Here is a 16,188-nt window from a genome sequence, read left to right on the forward strand (position 1 = left end):
TCCCGCGTCACGGGGCCGGGCCCGGACCGGCCCCCGGCGGGCACGCGGGTAGCGTCCGGCTCATGGACAGCGCTACGGAGAGCGGATTCGACACCCGGGGCGCCGGGATCACCGTACGGCGGGCGCTGGAGCTGCCCGGCCTGCGCAGCGGGCTGCCGGAGGTGCTGGCGGGCGACGACCTGCTGCACCGCACGGTGCGCTGGGTGCACGCGGGCGAGGTGCCGCACATCGCCTCGCTGCTCAAGGGCGGCGAGCTGCTGCTGACCACGGGCTACGGCCTCGGCACGCGGCCGGCCGACCAGCGGGCGTTCGTGCGCACCCTCGCCGAGCGCGGCATCGCGGCCCTCGTCGTCGAGCTCGGCCCGCGCTTCACGCGGCTGCCCGCCGCCCTCGTCGACACGGCGCGGGCGGCCGGTCTGCCGCTGGTCCAGCTGCACCGCGAGGTGCCGTTCGTGACGGTCACCGAGGAGATCCACACCGAGATCGTCAACGGCCACTACGCGCTGCTGCAACGGGCCGAGGAGGTGCACCGCCGCTGCACGCGGGCCCTGCTGGACGGGGGCGGGGTGCCCCGGGTCCTCGGCGTCCTGGCCGACTTCGGCGGCAACCCGGTCTTCCTGGAGACGGCGGACGGCCGGCTGCTGTACGCCGCCGGGGCCGGGCCCGAGGGCGCGGATCCGCTGCAGGTGTGGGAGGGGCTGCGCGGCCGGCACCGGGACGCCCCGCCGGCGGGCTCGGTCCTGGTGGACGTGCCCGGCCCCGGCCCGGGTCCGGTGCGCGCCCGGCTGGTCCTGCTGCCCGTGCGGTCCCCGCTCGCACCGGTGCACCGCATGGCGGCGGAGCGGGCGGCGGGCGTCCTGGCGGTGGTGCTGATGCAGGCCCGGCAGGAGGAGGAGCTGGCCGCGCGCGGGCGCGGCGACTTCCTCACCGACCTCGCCGAGGGCCGCATCGCGGCTCAGGACGCCCCGGCCCAGGCACGGGTGCTGGGCTTCAAGCCGGGCGACGGCCCGCTGCTGCCGGTGGTGATGCGGCTCGGGGACGCCCTGTCGCCCGCCGGGGGCGGCTGGGCGGTGCTGGCGCGGGCGGTGGCGGAGGAGCTGGCCCCGGTGGGGGTGCCGGCGCTGCTGGGCGTACGGCCCGTGGAGGGGCGGGTGCCGCTGCTGCTGGGCCTGCGGTCGGAGGCGGACCGGCCGGCGGTGGCGGACCGGGTCGCGGCGGCGCTGCGGGCGGGCGCGGAGCGGGCCGGGATGCTGCGGCCGGGGACGCGGCCGCCGGTGGTGGTCGTCGGGGTGGCCGGCGGCTGGGCGGCGGTCCCGGCGGGGCTGCGGCACGCGGCGGAGACGGCGACCGCGGCACAGGGCCTGTCCGACCGGCCCTGGTACGACGCCCGGCGCCTCGACATCGACCTGCTGCTGTGGCGGCTGCGCGACCATCCGGACCTGGCGGCCTTCGTGGACCGGACGATCGGTCCGCTGCGGGACCACGACGACCGCTCCAGGCCGCCCCTGCTGCCCACCCTGGAGACCTATCTGGCGCACGCGGGCCGCAAGGCGGAGACGGCACGCGAGCTGCATCTCAACCGGCAGACGCTCTACAACCGCCTGGCCCGCATAGGCGAGCTGCTCGGCACCGACCTCGACGACCCGCAGACCGTCCTGGCGCTGAGTCTGGCCCTGCGCGCCCGCCGGCACGTTTCCTAGCCCCTGCCGCTCCGGGCGCAGGCGGCGCCGTCGTCCCGTCGTCCCGCGCGGCGCCCGGTGCGTGCCGGCCGGCGTGCCGGCCGGAAGCCCCGTGCCGGACGCGCTCGGGTTCCCGGCCGGTGCGGCGAGCGGGGACGGCTCCCGCGCCCGTGCGGCGGGGGACGCGCCGGGCGACGCGCCAGGGCGGGAGGCGCCCGCCCGGGCGCTAGAGCATCGGCTCGGGCTGCGTCAACTCGTCGTAAACGCTGAGGACCTGAGCCACGGTCTGGTCCTCCGTCGGCCAGGTCGCCGCCTGCCGTATGCCCTTCTCCCCCAGTTCCCGGCGCCGCTCGGGATCGCCGAGCAGCCGTACGACGGCGTCGGCGAGCGCCCCGGAGTCGCCGTACGGGACGAACTCGGCGGCGTCGCCGACGAGTTCGGGGACGCTGCCGGCTTCGGCCGCGACCAGCGGCACGCGCGCGTACAGGGCCTCCTGGGCGAGGGCGGAGCGTGCCTCGCGGCCGCTCGGCAGCAGGGCGAGGTCGGCCGCGGCGAGCAGTTCGGCGATGTCGTCGCGCCGCCCGAGGAGCCGGACCGGCAGTTCCTCGTCCTGGATCCGCCGTTGCAGCTCCGCCCGCAGCGGCCCCTCCCCGGCGACGAGGAGCAGCGGCACGGGGTCGAGACCGCGCCACGCGCCCGCGGCGTCGAGCAGGACGTCGTGTCCCCGGTGCCGGTCCAGGGAGCCGGCCGCGAGGAGCAGCGGGCGGCCGGTGGCGCCGAGTTCGGCGCGCGCCTTGGGCCGCAGCGGGTCGGGGTCCCCGGGCTCGGCGGGCCGGCGGGGGGCGGGCAGCGCGACGGCGGCGAGCCGGGCGTCCCGCGCCCCGGCCCGCCTCGCCCGGTCGACCAGCTGGGAGGTGGTGCCGAGCACCACGGTGGCCGTCCTCATCACCCGCCGCTCCAGCGCGCGCAGCAGATGGGCGCGGGCTCCCTCGGCGTGCGCCCGGTCGTGCCAGGTGACGACGAGCGGGGTGCGCACGCGCCGCCCGCCGAGGGCGAGCGCGGCGCGGAAGGAGGCGTGCAGCCCGTGGGCGTGCACCAGGTCGGCGCCGGCGCAGGCCGTCCGCAGGGCCGCCACCGCGACCGGGTCGCTGCTGCGCGGCACGTGCACGTGGTCCGCGCCGGCGCCGGTGAAGTCGTGGACGCGTTCGGCCTCGAAGGGAGCGCACACGGTGACTTTCACGCCCCGTGCGACCAGCCCCGCGGCCAGGGAGCGCACGTGCGCGCTGCTGGCGGCGTTGCCTCCGCCCAGCACCTGCACGGTGCGCAGCGGTGCCTGGCCGTGCGGCGAGTGACTGCTCACGGAGGTCACGTGACCGGGGCTCCTGGTTCGGCATCGGGCGGTCCCGAAGAACGTACAGAAGGATGGAACGGGGAAGGCGTACCGGCGGTTTCGTACGCCTACTCGGCCAAGGATGCCAGGACGCACGGCCGTTCCGGGAGCGCCGGCTCCCCGAGAACCCGACGCGGCACCGGACCGGGTCACTCACACGAGTGAGTTCCGGTGGTGACCCGGGAACGCCGTCCCGCGCGCGCCACCGCGCTCACCCGCTCCCCCCACACCGTCGCGGCCACGAACGCGACGGCGTGCGCGACCAGCCCCGCCCGTCCGCTGCCGGCGGCGACGGCGGTGCCCAGGGCGGCCCCCAGCGCGTGCGCGCCGGTGTCCCCGATCATGGTCCGCTCGCCGAGGTCGTCCGGCAGCACGGCCGCGGCGGCCCCCAGCGCCGTGGCGGCCAGCTCCGCCCCGGCCCCCTCCCGCAGCAGTCCCGGCGCGCCGAGGGCCAGCACCGCGGCGGCGGCCCTGCCCGGACGTACGTCGACGAGGTTGACGCAGTGCGCGGCCGAGGCGATCACGACGCCCGCCAGCACCTTGTCGAGCGGCCGCTCCCTGAGCAGGGCGCCCGCGGCGAGCCCGGCCGCCGAGACGCCGAACAGCTTGACCGCCCCGCTGGTGGCCTCACCGTCCCGCAGCGCGGCCAGATGCGCCCGGAACCCGCGCCGCGGATCCCCGGCCCCGGCGACGTCGTCGTACGCCCCGCAGGCGCCGACGGCCAGGACCGCCAGCCCGGCGGCGGGCCGGACGCGTCCGGCCCCGACCGCGACGGCCAGGGCGGAGGCGGGCCCGGCGTACAGCCCGACGGCCCGCCCGGCGTGGTTCCTCCGCTCCCATCGGGCGCGGCCGCCGGGCGCCTCGGCGCGCAGGGCGGCGGTCCCGGCCCGGGTGAGGACGGCCGCGAGGACGAACGCACCGGTCCGGCGAGCCTTGTCGATCATCCGGCCAGTCTATGGACCCGCTCGGCCCGAGGGCCCGTGCGGGCCCTACAGGTCCGCCCGGGCCGTCGCCAGCAGTTCCTCCGCGTGCGCCCGGGCGGCCTGCGAGTCCTCCTGCCCGGCGAGCATCCGGGACAGCTCCCGGATCCGCTCCTCGCCCTCCAGCACCTTCACCCCGGACCGGGTCACGGAGCCGTCGCTGGTCTTCTCCACCAGCAGCTGACGGTCGGCGAAGGCCGCCACCTGCGGCAGGTGCGTCACCACGACGACCTGCGCGGTCCTGGCGAGCCGGGCCAGCCGCCGCCCGATCTCCACCGCGGCCTTGCCGCCCACGCCGGCGTCGACCTCGTCGAAGAGGTACGTCGGCACCGGATCCGTCCCCGCGAACACGACCTCCACGGCGAGCATCACCCGGGACAGCTCACCGCCGGAGGCCCCCTTGGCGATGGGCCGCGGCGGCGCCCCCGGGTGCGGGGCGAGCAGCAGTTCGACCTCGTCGACACCCGACGGCCCGTACGCGACCGTCCGCCCGCCGACCTCCACGCCGTCCGGGTCCTCGGTCTGCCGGACGGCGAAGGACACGCGCGCGTGCGGCATGGCGAGCGAGGCCAGCTCGGTGGTCACGGCGGCGGCGAACCGCTCGGCGGCCTCCGTCCGCGCGTCCGTCAGCGCCTGCGCCAGCCCGCCCAGTTCGGCCCGCAGGGCGTCCCGTTCGGCGGTCAGCTCCTCGATCCGCTCGTCGTCGCCCTCCAGCTCGGTCAGGCGCGCGGCGCTCCGCTCGGCCCACTCCAGCACGGCGGCGACGTCCTCGCCGTACTTGCGCGTCAGCCCGTTGATCGCGGCCCGCCGCTCCTCCACCGCCGCCAGCCGCAGCGGATCGGCGTCCAGGTCGTCGGCGTACCCGGCGAGTTCCCCCGCCACATCGCGCAGCAGGATCCCGATCTCGCCGATCCGGTCGGCGAGCGAGGCGAGCGCCGGATCGTGCGACCGCACGGCGTCCAGGGCGCGCTGCGCGCCCGCGACGAGCGTCGCCGCGTCGATCCCCTCCGGGTCCTCCGGGTCGCCCGCGAGCGCCACGTGCGCGGCGTTCGCCGCGGAGGCCAGCGCCTCCGCGTGGCCGAGCCGCTCCGCCTCCTCCGCGAGCTCCGCGTCCTCACCGGGGCGCGGCTCGACGGCCGCGATCTCCTCCAGGCCGTAGCGCAGCATGTCGGCCTCCTGGGCCCGCTCCCGCGCGCGCGTGGTGATCTCCTCGAGCTCCGCGGAGACGGCCCGCAGCCGCCGGTAGGCCTCGGTGTACTTGGCCAGCGGCACGGCGACCGCGTCCCCGGCGTACCGGTCCAGCGCCTGCCGCTGCCGGGAGTGCTTGAGCAGCCCCTGCTGGTCGGTCTGCCCGTGCACGGCCACCAGCTCGTCGGCGAGTTCGGCCAGCAGCCCCACCGGCACGGACCGCCCGCCCAGATGCGCCCGCGACCGCCCCTCGGCGGAGACGGTACGGCTGATCAGCAGCGCACCGTCGTCGAGCTCGGCCCCGGCCTCCTCGGCCCGCAGGGCGGCCGGCGCGTCCGGGGGCACGCTGACCCGCCCCTCCACGACCGCCTTCTCGGCACCGATCCGCACGAGCGCCGGGTCCGCGCGCCCGCCCAGCAGCAGCCCGAGGCTGGTGACCACCATGGTCTTGCCCGCGCCGGTCTCACCGGTGACGGCGGTGAATCCGGGCGACAGCTCGACGACCGCGTCGTCGATGACTCCGAGCGACCGTATCCGCATCTCCTCCAACACGGACACGACCTTACGAGGTCGGGGGCGGCGTGTGCGACCGGCCCGCCCGTGTCACCCACGTGAGTGGACGTGCCCAGGGGCGCGGGGCCGTGCCGGCGCGCGGCTCCGCCGCGCCCGCGGACTGCCGGGACCCGTCGTCCGGGCCGGGCCGGCCAGGGCGCGGCGCCTTCCGGCCGCTCCCGGCGGGGTCCGGCGCGCACGGCTGCCGGGCCGAGGAGAGGGCCGGCGCCGGCGCGAGGCCGGGACGGTCCGGACGGCGGAACCCGGTGCTAGTGCGGGGCGCCGCGCCACCCGGAGACCGGCAACGCGAACTTCGCCACCAGCCGGTCCGTGAACGACGCGTGGTGCAGCCGGGCCAGCCGCACCGGCACGGCCCCCCGCCGCACCTCCACCCGCGCCCCCGCGGGCAGCTCCACCGTCCGCCGCCCGTCGCACCACAGCACCCCCGGCGGCACGTGCGGCAGGACCTCCACCGCCAGCACGGAGTCCGGCGAGGTCACCAGCGGCTTGGCGAACAGCGCGTGCGCGCTGATCGGCACCATCAGCAGCGCCTCGACCTCGGGCCACACCACCGGCCCCCCGGCCGAGAAGGCGTACGCGGTCGACCCGGTGGGCGTCGCGCACACGATCCCGTCGCAGCCGAACCCGGTCACCGGCCGCCCGTCGATCTCCAGGACCACCTCGAGCATCCGCTCGGCGGACACCTTCTGCACGGCCGCCTCGTTCAGCGCCCAGTCGGTGTGCACGACGTCCCCGTTGCGGTGCACGACGACGTCGACGGTCATCCGCTCCTCGACCTCGTACGCCTTCGACACCACCCGGTCGACGACCTTTTCGAGGTCGTCCCGCTCGGCCTCCGCGAGGAACCCCACCCGCCCGAGGTTCACCCCGAGCATCGGCACCCCGGACGCCCGCGCGAACTCGGCGCCGCGCAGCAGCGTCCCGTCGCCGCCCAGCACGATCAGCAGCTCGCACCCGTCGAGGCACTGCGGGGTGGCCTCCTCGACGAGCTGCACCTCCTGCGGAAGCGGCAGGTCCCGCGCCTCCGCCCGCAGGACGCGCACACCGAGCCCGGAGCGCAGCAGCCCCTTGACCACGAGCTCGGCGCTGCGCACGGCCGCGGGCCGGCCGGTGTGGGCGAGCAGGAAAACAGTACGAGCTCGGTTCTCGGTCAATGCGGCCCCTCCGCCACTGCACGGTCGACGTCGGCCGGGTCCAGTTCCGGGGCCCCGGCCCGCAGCCACAGAAAGTACTCGACGTTCCCGGACGGCCCGGGCAGCGGACTGGCGGTGACTCCGCGCACCCCGAGCCCCAGCTCCCAGGCCTTCGCGGCGACCCCCCGCACCGCCTCGGCCCGCAGCTGCGGACTGCGGACGACGCCTCCGCTGCCCAGCCTTTCCCTGCCCACCTCGAACTGCGGCTTCACCATCATCACCAGGTCGGCGTCCGGTGTCACGCACCCCGCCAGGGCGGGCAGCACCAGTCCCAGCGGGATGAAGGACAGATCCCCCACGACGAGATCCACCGGCGCCCCGCCGATCGCCTCGAGCGTCAACTCGCGTACGTTCGTACGGTCCTTGACCGTGACGCGTTCATCGTTGCGGAGGGACCAGGCGAGCTGTCCGTATCCGACGTCCACCGCGACGACGTGCGCGGCGCCCGCCCGCAGCAGGACGTCGGTGAAGCCGCCGGTGGAGGCCCCGGCGTCCAGGGCCCGCCGCCCCTCGACGACCAGTCCCCGGGGCACGAACACCTCCAGCGCCCCGGCGAGCTTGTGGCCGCCGCGCGACACGTAGTCCGGGTCGCTGTCGTCGGCGGCGACGACGATGGCCGCCGCCGTCTCCACCTGCGTGGCGGGCTTGGTCGCCACGGTCCGGCCGACGGTGACCCGCCCGGCGGCGATCAGCTGGCCGGCGTGCTCGCGCGAGCGCGCGAGCTTCCGGCGGACCAGTTCCGCGTCGAGACGGCGGCGTGCGGCTCCTGCCACGTTCGGTTCAGCTCCTGTGTTCGTACGGCGTGTCCGGCTGGTGGCCCGGAGGGCCTCCTCGGGGGGCGGCCGCCGGGGGTTCCGGGCGGGCGTCGAGCGCGGTGAGCGCGTCGCGCAGCCCCCGGTGCACATCCTCGTACACCTCGATGTGCCCGTCCGTGGCGAGGTGGTCGGCGTCCGCGAGCCGCTCCAGCAGGGCGTCCACCTCGGCGTTGCCGGTGGGCGTGCGGGGCACGTCCAGCGGGGCGGGGGCGGCGGGGTCGTGCGCGGGCCCGGCCTCCACCGTCCGCCCCGGGGCCTGCGTCTGCGGAACCGAGTCGCTCATGCCCCGACGCTACCTCGAACCGCTGGGGTACCGTCGATCGCGATGGCCACGATCGAGGAGTGCCGTGCCGCACTCGACAAGCTCTCGGACAACATGCAGCGCGCCGAGGGGGACGCACGCGAGGCGGCGTCCCTGGACCGGTCGGTGAGCTGCCACATCAAGGACCTGGACGTCACGTTCGCCGGCCGCATGACGGGCGGCCGGATCGAGGTGCACGAGACGCTCCAGGGCCCGCCCCGTGAGAAGGCCCAGATCAGGCTCGCCATGACCGGCGACGACCTGGTGGCCCTCGTCGACGGCGAGCTGCACTTCGCCCGGGCCTGGGGCTCGGGCCGGGTGAGGCTGGAGGCGGGGCTGCGGGACCTGTTCCACCTCAGGAAGCTTCTGTAGCTTCCGTGGCCGGCAGGCCCCGCCGCCCGGCCTCCTGTCTCAGGAGACCTCCTCGGCCAGGGCCTTCTCGCCTGCCGCCCGTCCCCGCGCCCTGCGCGCCGCCGGCACCACCAGCGGCGTGCCCGTCTCCGGGTCGTCGATGACCTGGCAGCGCAGCCCGAACACCTCCTCGACCAGCTCGGCCGTGACGATGTCGTCGGGGGCGCCCTCGGCGATGACCCTGCCGCCGCGCAGGGCGATGAGGTGGGTGGCGTACCGGGCGGCGTGGTTGAGGTCGTGCAGCACGGCGACGAGCGTGCGGCCCTGCTCCTCGTGCAGCTGGGCGCACAGGTCCAGGACGTCGATCTGGTGCTGGATGTCCAGGTAGGTCGTCGGCTCGTCCAGCAGCAGCAGCGGCGTCTGCTGGGCGAGCGCCATCGCGATCCACACCCGCTGGCGCTGGCCGCCGGAGAGCTCGTCGACGTACCGGTCGGCGAGTTCCGCCACCCCGGTCTGCGCCATCGACTCCCGCACGACCCGCTCGTCCTCGGCCGACCACTGGCGCAGGATGCCCTGGTGCGGGTAGCGGCCGCGGCCCACCAGGTCCGCGACGGTGATCCCGTCGGGCGCGATCGACGACTGCGGCAGCAGCCCCAGCGTCCGCGCGACCTGCTTCGCGGGCATCGACTGGATGACCTCCCCGTCGAGCAGCACCCGGCCCTGGCTCGGCTTGAGCATCCGCGACAGCGCCCGCAGCAGCGTCGACTTGCCGCACGCGTTCGGGCCGACGATCACGGTGAAGGAGTGGTCGGGGATCTCGACCGACAGCTGCTCGGCGATGACCCGCTGGTCGTAGGCGAGCGTGACGTTCTCGGCGGACAGGCGGTTCACAGTGCTCCTCGGGTTGTTCGGGTCGCTGCCGGTGCTGCTGCCGTGGCTGGTGTCCGGTCCGCCCCGCGCGGCGCCGCCGCGGCGGCTCATATCCGTCCCGCCCTGCGCTCGGCGACCAGCAGCCACAGCAGGTAGACACCGCCGAGCACGCCGGTGACCACGCCCACGGGCAGCTGGTCGGCGCCGAAGGCCCGCTGCGAGGCCCAGTCGGCGGTGACCAGCAGGGCCGCGCCCATGCACAGCGAGGGCAGCAGGTTGGGGCCGGGCGAGCGGGTCAGCCGGCGGGCGAGCTGCGGCGCGGTGAGCGCGACGAAGCTGACCGGGCCGGCGGCGGCGGTCGCGGCCGCGGTGAGCAGCACGGCGGCCACCATCAGCAGCATCCGCACGCGCTCGACGCGCACCCCGAGGGCGTAGGAGACGTCGTCGCCCATCTCCATCATCCGCAGCCCCCGCGCGTTGGCGAGGACCAGCGGCACGAGCACCGCGCACAGGGCGAGCAGCGGCCAGACCTGCGACCAGTCACGGCCGTTGAGGGACCCGGTCATCCACACCACCGCGCGGGTGGCGTCGACGAGGTCGGCCTTGGTGAGCAGGTAGCCGTTGACCGCCGTGACGATCGCCGACACGCCGATGCCGACCAGGACGAGCCGGTATCCGTGCACGCCCTGCTTCCAGGCGAGCAGATAGATGCCGGCACCGGTCGCCAGGCCGCCCACCAGCGCGCCGACGGTGACCTCGGTGGCGCTCCCGGACATCAGCACGATCACCGTGAGCGCCCCGGCCGTCGCCCCCTGGCCGAGGCCGAGCACGTCCGGGCTGCCCAGCGGGTTGCGGGAGATGGCCTGGAACAGCGCGCCGCCCAGCCCGAGCGAGGCGCCGACCAGCAGTCCGACCAGGACTCGCGGCAGCCGCAGCTCGGTGACGATGAACTCCTGTCCCGCGTCGCCCTCGCCGAACAGCGTCTTGAGCACGTCGGCGGCCGGGATCGGGAAGTCGCCGGTGCCGATCAGCACCACGCTCGCGGCTAGCGCGGCGAGCAGCAGCAGCACGACGACGGCCAGGGCCCGTACGTCCACCCGGACCGAGAGCCCGCCCGGGGTGCGCACAGCACGGTTGGTCCTCACAGCTGGGCCGTCCTCCGCCGTCGTACGAGAAAGATGAAGACCGGGCCGCCGATGATCGCGGTGACGATCCCGACCTGGAGTTCCGCGGGCCGGGCGACGATCCGTCCGAGGACGTCGGCGCCGAGCAGCAGCACGGGCGACAGGACCGTGGCGTACGGCAGGATCCAGCGCAGGTCGGGCCCGGTGAAGGAGCGGACGACGTGCGGGACCATCAGTCCGACGAACATGATCGGACCGCAGGCGGCGGTCGCGGCCCCGCACAGCACGGTCGCGGCCAGCATGGCCAGCGCCCGGGTGCGGTTGAGGTCGGCGCCGAGGGCCTTGGCGGTGTCGTCGCCCATGGCCATGGCGTTCAGCGGCCGGGCGAGGAACAGCGCGAGGACCGAGCCGGCCGCCAGGAACGGCAGGACCTGCCAGATGACCGAGTCGTTCGCCGAGGACAGCGAACCGACCGTCCAGAACCGCATCTTGCCGAGCGCCGCCTCGTCCATGATCATCACGGCCTGGAGGTAGCCGTAGAGGGCCGCGCTGATCGCGGTGCCGGCGAGCGCGAGCCGCACCGGTGTCGCGCCCCGGCTGCCGCCGAGGAACCACACCAGCGCCCCGACCGCCGCCGCGCCGAGGAAGGCGAACCACACATAGCCGGTCAGCGAGGTGACGCCGAAGTAGGTGAGGGCGGTGACGACCGCGGCGGAGGCGCCTGCGTTGATGCCGAGCAGCCCGGGATCGGCCAGCGGGTTGCGGGTGAGCGCCTGCAGGACGGCTCCGGCCAGTCCGAGCGCGGCGCCCGCCAGCAGCCCGAGGACGGTCCGCGACAGCCGCTCGCCCACCACCACGTCGCCGTAGGTGCCCGAGTCGTCGAACAGGCCGTGCCAGACCTGTTCCAGGGACAGCTCCTTCGCGCCGACCGCGATGCTCGCCACGGCGACGAGCACCAGGATCGCGACGGAGACCAGCAGCCCGACGGCACGTATCGCCCGGCGGTTCGGGGGCGCGGGGGCGGTCACCGCGCGCTGTTCGGGAGGACTGTCGACCAACACGCGGTTAGGTTAGCCTACCCTGGCAAGCGATCACGATCCCGAGAGCCGCTCGACCGCGGTCCCGCCGGCCGCAGGCGCCGGGTCACAACTCCAGCCGTGCCAGGGCCTTCCCCGGATCGAGCTCGCACACACCTTCCCCGGCCGCCGTCCAGGCCGCCGCGCACAGCGCGCGCAGCCCGTCCAGGGCCTCGCCCTCCCCCTCCAGTTCCAGCCGCTCGCCGCGGGCCGCGGCCGTCCAGCCCCCGCAGCGGAAGCCGCCGTCGGCCTCGGCGACCTCCGGCTGCCCGGCGAGCAGCCCCCGCAGGTCGGCGTCGACGTACGTCGGCCGGTGCTGCGGGGGCGCGGCCAGCAGCCGGGCGCCGTCGGTCACCCCGGTCAGCACGAGCAGCGAGTCCACGTCCCCGTTGAACGCGCCCTCGATGTCCGTGTCCAGCCGGTCCCCCACCACCAGGGGCCGCTCGGCGCCGGTCCGCAGGATCGTCTCCCGGTGCATCGGCGGCAGCGGCTTGCCCGCGACCTGCGGTTCGGCGCCGGTGGCGATCCGGACCACCTCCACGGCGGCGCCGTTGCCGGGTGCGATGCCGCGTGCGCCGGGGATCGTCAGGTCGGTGTTGGACGCGAACCACGGCACCCCGCGCGCGATGGCGTAGCACGCCTCCGCGAACCGCCCCCAGGGCAGCTCGGGCCCGCCGTACCCCTGGACGACCGCGGCCGGATCGTCGTCAGCCGACTCGACGGGCCGCAGCCCGCGCTCGCGCAGCGCCACCCGCAGTCCCTCGCCGCCGACCACCAGCACCCGCGCGCCCGGCGGGACCTGCTCGGCGATCAGCCGGGCGACGGCCTGCGCCGACGTGACGACGTCGCCCGCCTCGGCCGGTATGCCCAGCTCGGTCAGGTGCGCGGCCACCGCGTCCGGGGTGCGCAGCGCGTTGTTGGTGACGTACGCCAGGTGCATGCCGCCGGCCCGGGCCGCGGCGAGCGAGTCGACGGCGTGCGCGATCGCGTTCCCGCCCGCGTACACCACTCCGTCCAGGTCGAGCAGCGCCGTGTCGTACGCCTCGCTCAGGGCCTGCCCACTGCCCTCGGGCCTCGTCCTGACGCTCCGGCTCATTCCGCATCGCTCCTCGTTCGACGGCCTTTCCCCCGATCATCCCCCATGCCACCGGCACACGTACGATGCCGGGATGAACACAGCAGGTCCCCCGGAAGCAACGGCGCGCCGAGGCCTCGAACTCACCCCGTTCCGAGGGCTCCGCTACGACCCCGACCGGGTCGGCAGCCTGGCCGCCGTGACCTCCCCGCCGTACGACGTCGTGGTCCGCCCCGACGGCCTGCACCACCTCCAGTCCGCCGACCCGCACAACATCGTGCGCCTGATCCTTCCGCAGGCCCCCACCCCCGCCGCCCGCAACGAGCAGGCCGCCGGCACCCTGCGCCGCTGGCGCTCCGAGGGCGTCCTGACCGCCGACCCCGAGCCGGGCCTGTACGTCTACGAGCAGCGCGACGGCGACGGCGTGCTGCAACGCGGCGTCATCGGCGCCCTGCGCGTGTCGGATCCCGCGGAGCGGGTAGTCCTGCCGCACGAGGACGTCATGCCGCACGTCGTGGCCGACCGCGCGGCCCTGATGCGCGCCACCTCGGCGAACCTGGAGCCTCTGCTGCTCACCTACCGCGGCGACGGCTCGCCGGCCGCGGCGGCCGACGTCGTGGAACGCACCGCCGAGCGGCCCCCGCTCCTCGCCACCACCACGGAGGACGGCTCCAGCCACCGCCTGTGGTCGGTCACCGATCCCGCCGAGGTGGCGGAGGTCCAGGCGGACCTGGCCCGGCGCCAGGCCCTCATCGCCGACGGCCACCACCGCTGGGCGACCTATCGCCGGCTCCGCGCGGAGCATCCCTCGCCCGGTCCCTGGGACCACGGCCTGGTCCTCCTGGTCGACACGGCCCGCTACCCGCTGCGCGTCCGCGCCATCCACCGCCTCCTGCACGGGCTGCCGGTGGCCGGCGCGCTGGCCGCCCTGGACGGCCTGTTCCGCGTCCGCCGCCTCGACGTGCCGCAGGCCGAGGCCCTGGCCGCGCTCGCCGACGCGGCCCGCGAGGGCAACGCCTACCTCCTCGCCGGCGACGGCGCCTTCCACCTGGTCGACCGCCCGGCCCCGGACCTGCTGGCCCGCACGGTCCCCGCCGACCGCCCCGCCGCCTGGCGTGCCCTGGACGCGACGGTCCTGCACGCCACGCTCCTCGCCCACGTCTGGCACATCCCCGAGGACTCGGCCGACCGCGTCTCCTACATCCACGACACGGCCGCCACGATCGAGAAGGCGGAACGCGACGGCGGTACGGCGGTCCTGATGCACCCGGTCCGCGAGGACGTCGTCCGCGCCCTGGCCGGCCAGGGCGTCATGATGCCCCGCAAGTCGACGTCGTTCGGTCCGAAACCGGCCTCGGGCCTGGTGCTGCGCGCTCTGGACCTGTGACACGGGAAAGGGGCGGGACCGTACGGCCCCGCCCCTTTCCCGCCCGCGAGTTCGCACGGACGTCAGACGTCAGTTCCTGTCGTCCTTGTCGTCCTCCCCGGGGGCGTCCTCACCCTCGCTCTCGTCGAGGGCGTCGACGAACTCCACCCCGTCCAGCTCGGCGAGCCGGTCGGAGGCGTCCGTGCTGCCGTCCCGGTCGGACTCGACGGCCTTCGCGAACCACTCCCGTGCCTCGCTCTCCCGCCCGGCGGCCAGCAGCGCGTCCGCGTAGGCGTACCGCAGCCGCGCGGTCCACGGCTGTACGGCGTTGGAGGCCAGCTCGGGGCTCTGCAGCGTCACGATGGCCGCGTCCAGCTGCCCCATGTCGCGCCGGGCGCCGGCCGCGACGAGCCGCATCTCGACCTGTCCGGCCTTGTCGAGCTTGTGCACCTCGGGCGCTCCGGCCATCTCCAGCGCCTTCTCCGGCCGCCCGAGCCCGCGCTCGCAGTCGGCCATGACGGGCCACAGGTCCACGTTCCCGGTCATCCGCCGCGCGGCCCGGAACTCGGCGAGCGCCTCACCGTACTTCTGGTTGGCGTACGCGGCGAACCCGGCCGCCTCCCGCACGGCGGCGACGCGCGACGCCAACCGCAGCGCCACCTTGGAGTAGCCGTACGCGGCCTCGGGGTCCTCGTCGATGAGCCGCGCGACCATCACCAGGTTCCTGGCGACGTCGTCCGCCAGGGTCTTCGGCAGACTCTGCAGTTCCTGCCGTACGTCCTTGTCGAGCTCCTCGCCGGTGACGCCTTCCGGGATCGGCAGCCGCTTGATCGGCTCCCGGTCCCGCTCGCGCTCCTCGTGGAACCGCCCACCGCCGCGGCGGTCGTCCCGTCCGCGGAAGCCACCGGACCGCCCACCGCGGTCGTCCCGGCGGAAGCCGCCCCGGTCACGGTCGTCGCGCCGGCCGTAGCCGCCACCACGGCTGTCGTCGCGGCGGAAGGAAGGACGGTCCCCACGGTCGTCGCGCCGGAAACCGCCACGCTCACCGCGCTCGTCGTCGCGGCGGAAGGAAGGACGGTCCCCACGGTCGTCCCGGCGGAAACCGCCACGCTCACCGCGCTCGTCGTCGCGGCGGGAGGAGGGACGGTCCCCACGGTCGTCCCGGCGGAAACCGCCCCGGTCGTCGTCCCGCCGGTCGTCGCGCCCCCGGAAACCGCCCCGGTCGTCACGCCGGAAGCCCCGGTCCCGATCGTCCCGACGGTCATCGCGCCGACCGTACCCACCACGGTCGCCCTCACGACGGTCGTCCCGCCGGTCGTCGCGCCGGAAACCGCCACGCTCACCGCGCTCGTCGTCCCGACGGAAGGAAGGACGGTCCCCACGGTCGTCCCGACGGAAACCGCCCCGGTCACGCCGGTCACGGTCGTCGTCCCGGCGGAAGCCGCCCCGGTCACGGTCGTCGCGCCGGCCGTAGCCGCCACCACGGCTGTCGTCACGGCGGAAGGAAGGACGGTCCCCACGGTCGTCGCGCCGGAAACCGCCACGCTCGCCGCGGTCGTCGTCGCGGCGGGAGGAGGGACGGTCCCCACGGTCGTCCCGGCGGAAACCGCCCCGGTCGTCGTCCCGCCGGTCGTCGCGCCCCCGGAAACCGCCCCGGTCGTCACGCCGGAAGCCCCGGTCCCGATCGTCCCGACGGTCATCGCGCCGACCGTACCCACCACGGTCGCCCTCACGACGGTCGTCCCGCCGGTCGTCGCGCCGGAAACCGCCACGCTCACCGCGCTCGTCGTCCCGACGGAAGGAAGGACGGTCCCCACGGTCGTCCCGGCGGAAACCGCTTCGGTCGCCTTCGCGACGGCCGTAGCCACCGCGCTCGTTGTCACGGCGGAAGCCGCCGCGGTCTCCGCGGTGGCCACCGCGGTCGCCACGGTCACCACTGTCCCGTCGCCGCTGATCGCGCTCCGGTCGGTCGTCGGGAGAGTTGGTGGACATCGGTGACTCCTGTCTTCGGTACCGCACATCATTCTCGCGCAGCCGGGTACCCGGTGCGCTCCGGAAAAACGAAAGGACCCCTGGTCCCAGCTGTACGCTGGCGACCAGGGGTCCTCCAAGAATTGTTCGGCGGCGTCCTACTCTCCCACAGGGTCCCCCCTGCAGTACCATCGGCGCTGTAAGGCTTAGCTTCCGGGTTCGGAATGTAACCGGGC

At 75.6% G+C, this 16,188-nt stretch carries 15 protein-coding genes and 1 rRNA gene; 4 read left to right on the top strand and 12 right to left on the bottom strand.

From position 1 onward, the window contains the following. Positions 1-62: 62 nt before the first annotated feature. Entirely contained in the window at positions 63-1,700 is a 1,638-nt protein-coding gene (locus ACIBAI_RS20130) for a PucR family transcriptional regulator (RefSeq protein ID WP_399036015.1), read from the top strand. 205 nt (positions 1,701-1,905) lie between these two features. Here ACIBAI_RS20130 and ACIBAI_RS20135 read toward each other — a convergent pair whose 3' ends face one another. From ACIBAI_RS20135 to ACIBAI_RS20160, 6 genes are all read right to left on the bottom strand, one after another. Continuing rightward, entirely contained in the window at positions 1,906-3,048 is a 1,143-nt protein-coding gene (locus ACIBAI_RS20135) for a glycosyltransferase family 4 protein (RefSeq protein ID WP_399036016.1), read from the bottom strand. Positions 3,049-3,218: 170 nt separating this feature from the next. Beyond that, complete coding sequence (locus ACIBAI_RS20140; RefSeq protein ID WP_399036018.1) at positions 3,219-4,013, bottom strand: hypothetical protein; 795 nt, start codon at positions 4,011-4,013, stop codon at positions 3,219-3,221. Between the two features lie 45 nt (positions 4,014-4,058). Further along, positions 4,059-5,777: a DNA repair protein RecN gene (gene recN, locus ACIBAI_RS20145; protein ID WP_399036043.1), complete on the bottom strand. Its 1,719-nt coding sequence runs from the start codon at positions 5,775-5,777 to the stop codon at positions 4,059-4,061. A 281-nt stretch (positions 5,778-6,058) separates the two neighbouring features. Continuing rightward, on the bottom strand, positions 6,059-6,964 hold the full coding sequence (locus ACIBAI_RS20150) for an NAD kinase (RefSeq protein ID WP_399036019.1): 906 nt from the start codon (positions 6,962-6,964) through the stop codon (positions 6,059-6,061). Further along, a complete protein-coding gene (locus ACIBAI_RS20155; RefSeq protein ID WP_399036021.1) occupies positions 6,961-7,776 on the bottom strand; it encodes a TlyA family RNA methyltransferase in 816 nt (271 codons plus the stop codon). The genes ACIBAI_RS20150 and ACIBAI_RS20155 overlap by 4 nt, the downstream gene beginning before the upstream one ends. A 7-nt stretch (positions 7,777-7,783) precedes the next feature. Next, positions 7,784-8,101 (bottom strand): hypothetical protein, encoded by a 318-nt coding sequence (locus ACIBAI_RS20160; protein ID WP_399036023.1) that lies wholly within the window; start codon positions 8,099-8,101, stop codon positions 7,784-7,786. A 42-nt stretch (positions 8,102-8,143) separates the two neighbouring features. Between ACIBAI_RS20160 and ACIBAI_RS20165 the strand changes: the two genes are divergently transcribed. After that, positions 8,144-8,491 carry a sterol-binding protein gene (locus ACIBAI_RS20165; RefSeq protein ID WP_399036024.1) on the top strand — a complete coding sequence of 116 codons (348 nt, stop codon included), beginning with the start codon at positions 8,144-8,146 and terminating at the stop codon, positions 8,489-8,491. Between the two features lie 39 nt (positions 8,492-8,530). Here the strand turns inward: ACIBAI_RS20165 and ACIBAI_RS20170 are convergent, their stop codons facing one another. From ACIBAI_RS20170 to ACIBAI_RS20185, 4 genes are all read right to left on the bottom strand, one after another. Beyond that, positions 8,531-9,451 (bottom strand): ABC transporter ATP-binding protein, encoded by a 921-nt coding sequence (locus tag ACIBAI_RS20170; RefSeq protein WP_399036026.1) that lies wholly within the window; start codon positions 9,449-9,451, stop codon positions 8,531-8,533. Further along, on the bottom strand, positions 9,448-10,485 hold the full coding sequence (locus tag ACIBAI_RS20175; protein WP_399036028.1) for a FecCD family ABC transporter permease: 1,038 nt from the start codon (positions 10,483-10,485) through the stop codon (positions 9,448-9,450). Before ACIBAI_RS20175 ends, ACIBAI_RS20170 begins: the two co-directional genes overlap by 4 nt. After that, positions 10,482-11,525: a FecCD family ABC transporter permease gene (locus tag ACIBAI_RS20180; protein ID WP_399036030.1), complete on the bottom strand. Its 1,044-nt coding sequence runs from the start codon at positions 11,523-11,525 to the stop codon at positions 10,482-10,484. Before ACIBAI_RS20180 ends, ACIBAI_RS20175 begins: the two co-directional genes overlap by 4 nt. Positions 11,526-11,607: 82 nt before the next feature. Then, complete coding sequence (locus ACIBAI_RS20185; protein ID WP_399036032.1) at positions 11,608-12,636, bottom strand: HAD hydrolase-like protein; 1,029 nt, start codon at positions 12,634-12,636, stop codon at positions 11,608-11,610. 73 nt (positions 12,637-12,709) lie between these two features. On the opposite strand from ACIBAI_RS20185, the gene ACIBAI_RS20190 reads away from it, so the two are divergent. Next, positions 12,710-14,002, top strand: coding sequence for a DUF1015 domain-containing protein (locus ACIBAI_RS20190; RefSeq protein WP_399036034.1), 1,293 nt, complete (start codon positions 12,710-12,712; stop codon positions 14,000-14,002). A gap of 69 nt (positions 14,003-14,071) precedes the next feature. Here the strand turns inward: ACIBAI_RS20190 and ACIBAI_RS20195 are convergent, their stop codons facing one another. Continuing rightward, complete coding sequence (locus tag ACIBAI_RS20195; RefSeq protein WP_399036045.1) at positions 14,072-14,803, bottom strand: tetratricopeptide repeat protein; 732 nt, start codon at positions 14,801-14,803, stop codon at positions 14,072-14,074. A gap of 36 nt (positions 14,804-14,839) precedes the next feature. Between ACIBAI_RS20195 and ACIBAI_RS20200 the strand changes: the two genes are divergently transcribed. Further along, complete coding sequence (locus ACIBAI_RS20200) at positions 14,840-15,979, top strand: hypothetical protein (RefSeq protein ID WP_399036047.1); 1,140 nt, start codon at positions 14,840-14,842, stop codon at positions 15,977-15,979. A gap of 118 nt (positions 15,980-16,097) precedes the next feature. Here the strand turns inward: ACIBAI_RS20200 and rrf are convergent. Continuing rightward, positions 16,098-16,188: ribosomal RNA gene (rrf, locus tag ACIBAI_RS20205) — 5S ribosomal RNA — on the bottom strand; the annotation flags it as partial.

This window comes from Streptomyces sp. NPDC051041 (genome assembly GCF_044456065.1).
Classification (GTDB): domain Bacteria; phylum Actinomycetota; class Actinomycetes; order Streptomycetales; family Streptomycetaceae; genus Streptomyces; species Streptomyces glaucus.

Bases quoted from the DNA above. Each gene is read 5' to 3' on its own strand.
- ACIBAI_RS20170 (WP_399036026.1), bottom strand. From the start codon at position 9,451: ATGAGCCGCCGCGGCGGCGCCGCGCGGGGCGGACCGGACACCAGCCAC.
- ACIBAI_RS20130 (WP_399036015.1), top strand. From the start codon at position 63: ATGGACAGCGCTACGGAGAGCGGATTCGACACCCGGGGCGCCGGGATC.
- ACIBAI_RS20160 (WP_399036023.1), bottom strand. From the start codon at position 8,101: ATGAGCGACTCGGTTCCGCAGACGCAGGCCCCGGGGCGGACGGTGGAG.
- ACIBAI_RS20190 (WP_399036034.1), top strand. From the start codon at position 12,710: ATGAACACAGCAGGTCCCCCGGAAGCAACGGCGCGCCGAGGCCTCGAA.
- ACIBAI_RS20165 (WP_399036024.1), top strand. From the start codon at position 8,144: ATGGCCACGATCGAGGAGTGCCGTGCCGCACTCGACAAGCTCTCGGAC.
- recN (WP_399036043.1), bottom strand. From the start codon at position 5,777: ATGCGGATACGGTCGCTCGGAGTCATCGACGACGCGGTCGTCGAGCTG.
- ACIBAI_RS20140 (WP_399036018.1), bottom strand. From the start codon at position 4,013: ATGATCGACAAGGCTCGCCGGACCGGTGCGTTCGTCCTCGCGGCCGTC.
- ACIBAI_RS20185 (WP_399036032.1), bottom strand. From the start codon at position 12,636: ATGAGCCGGAGCGTCAGGACGAGGCCCGAGGGCAGTGGGCAGGCCCTG.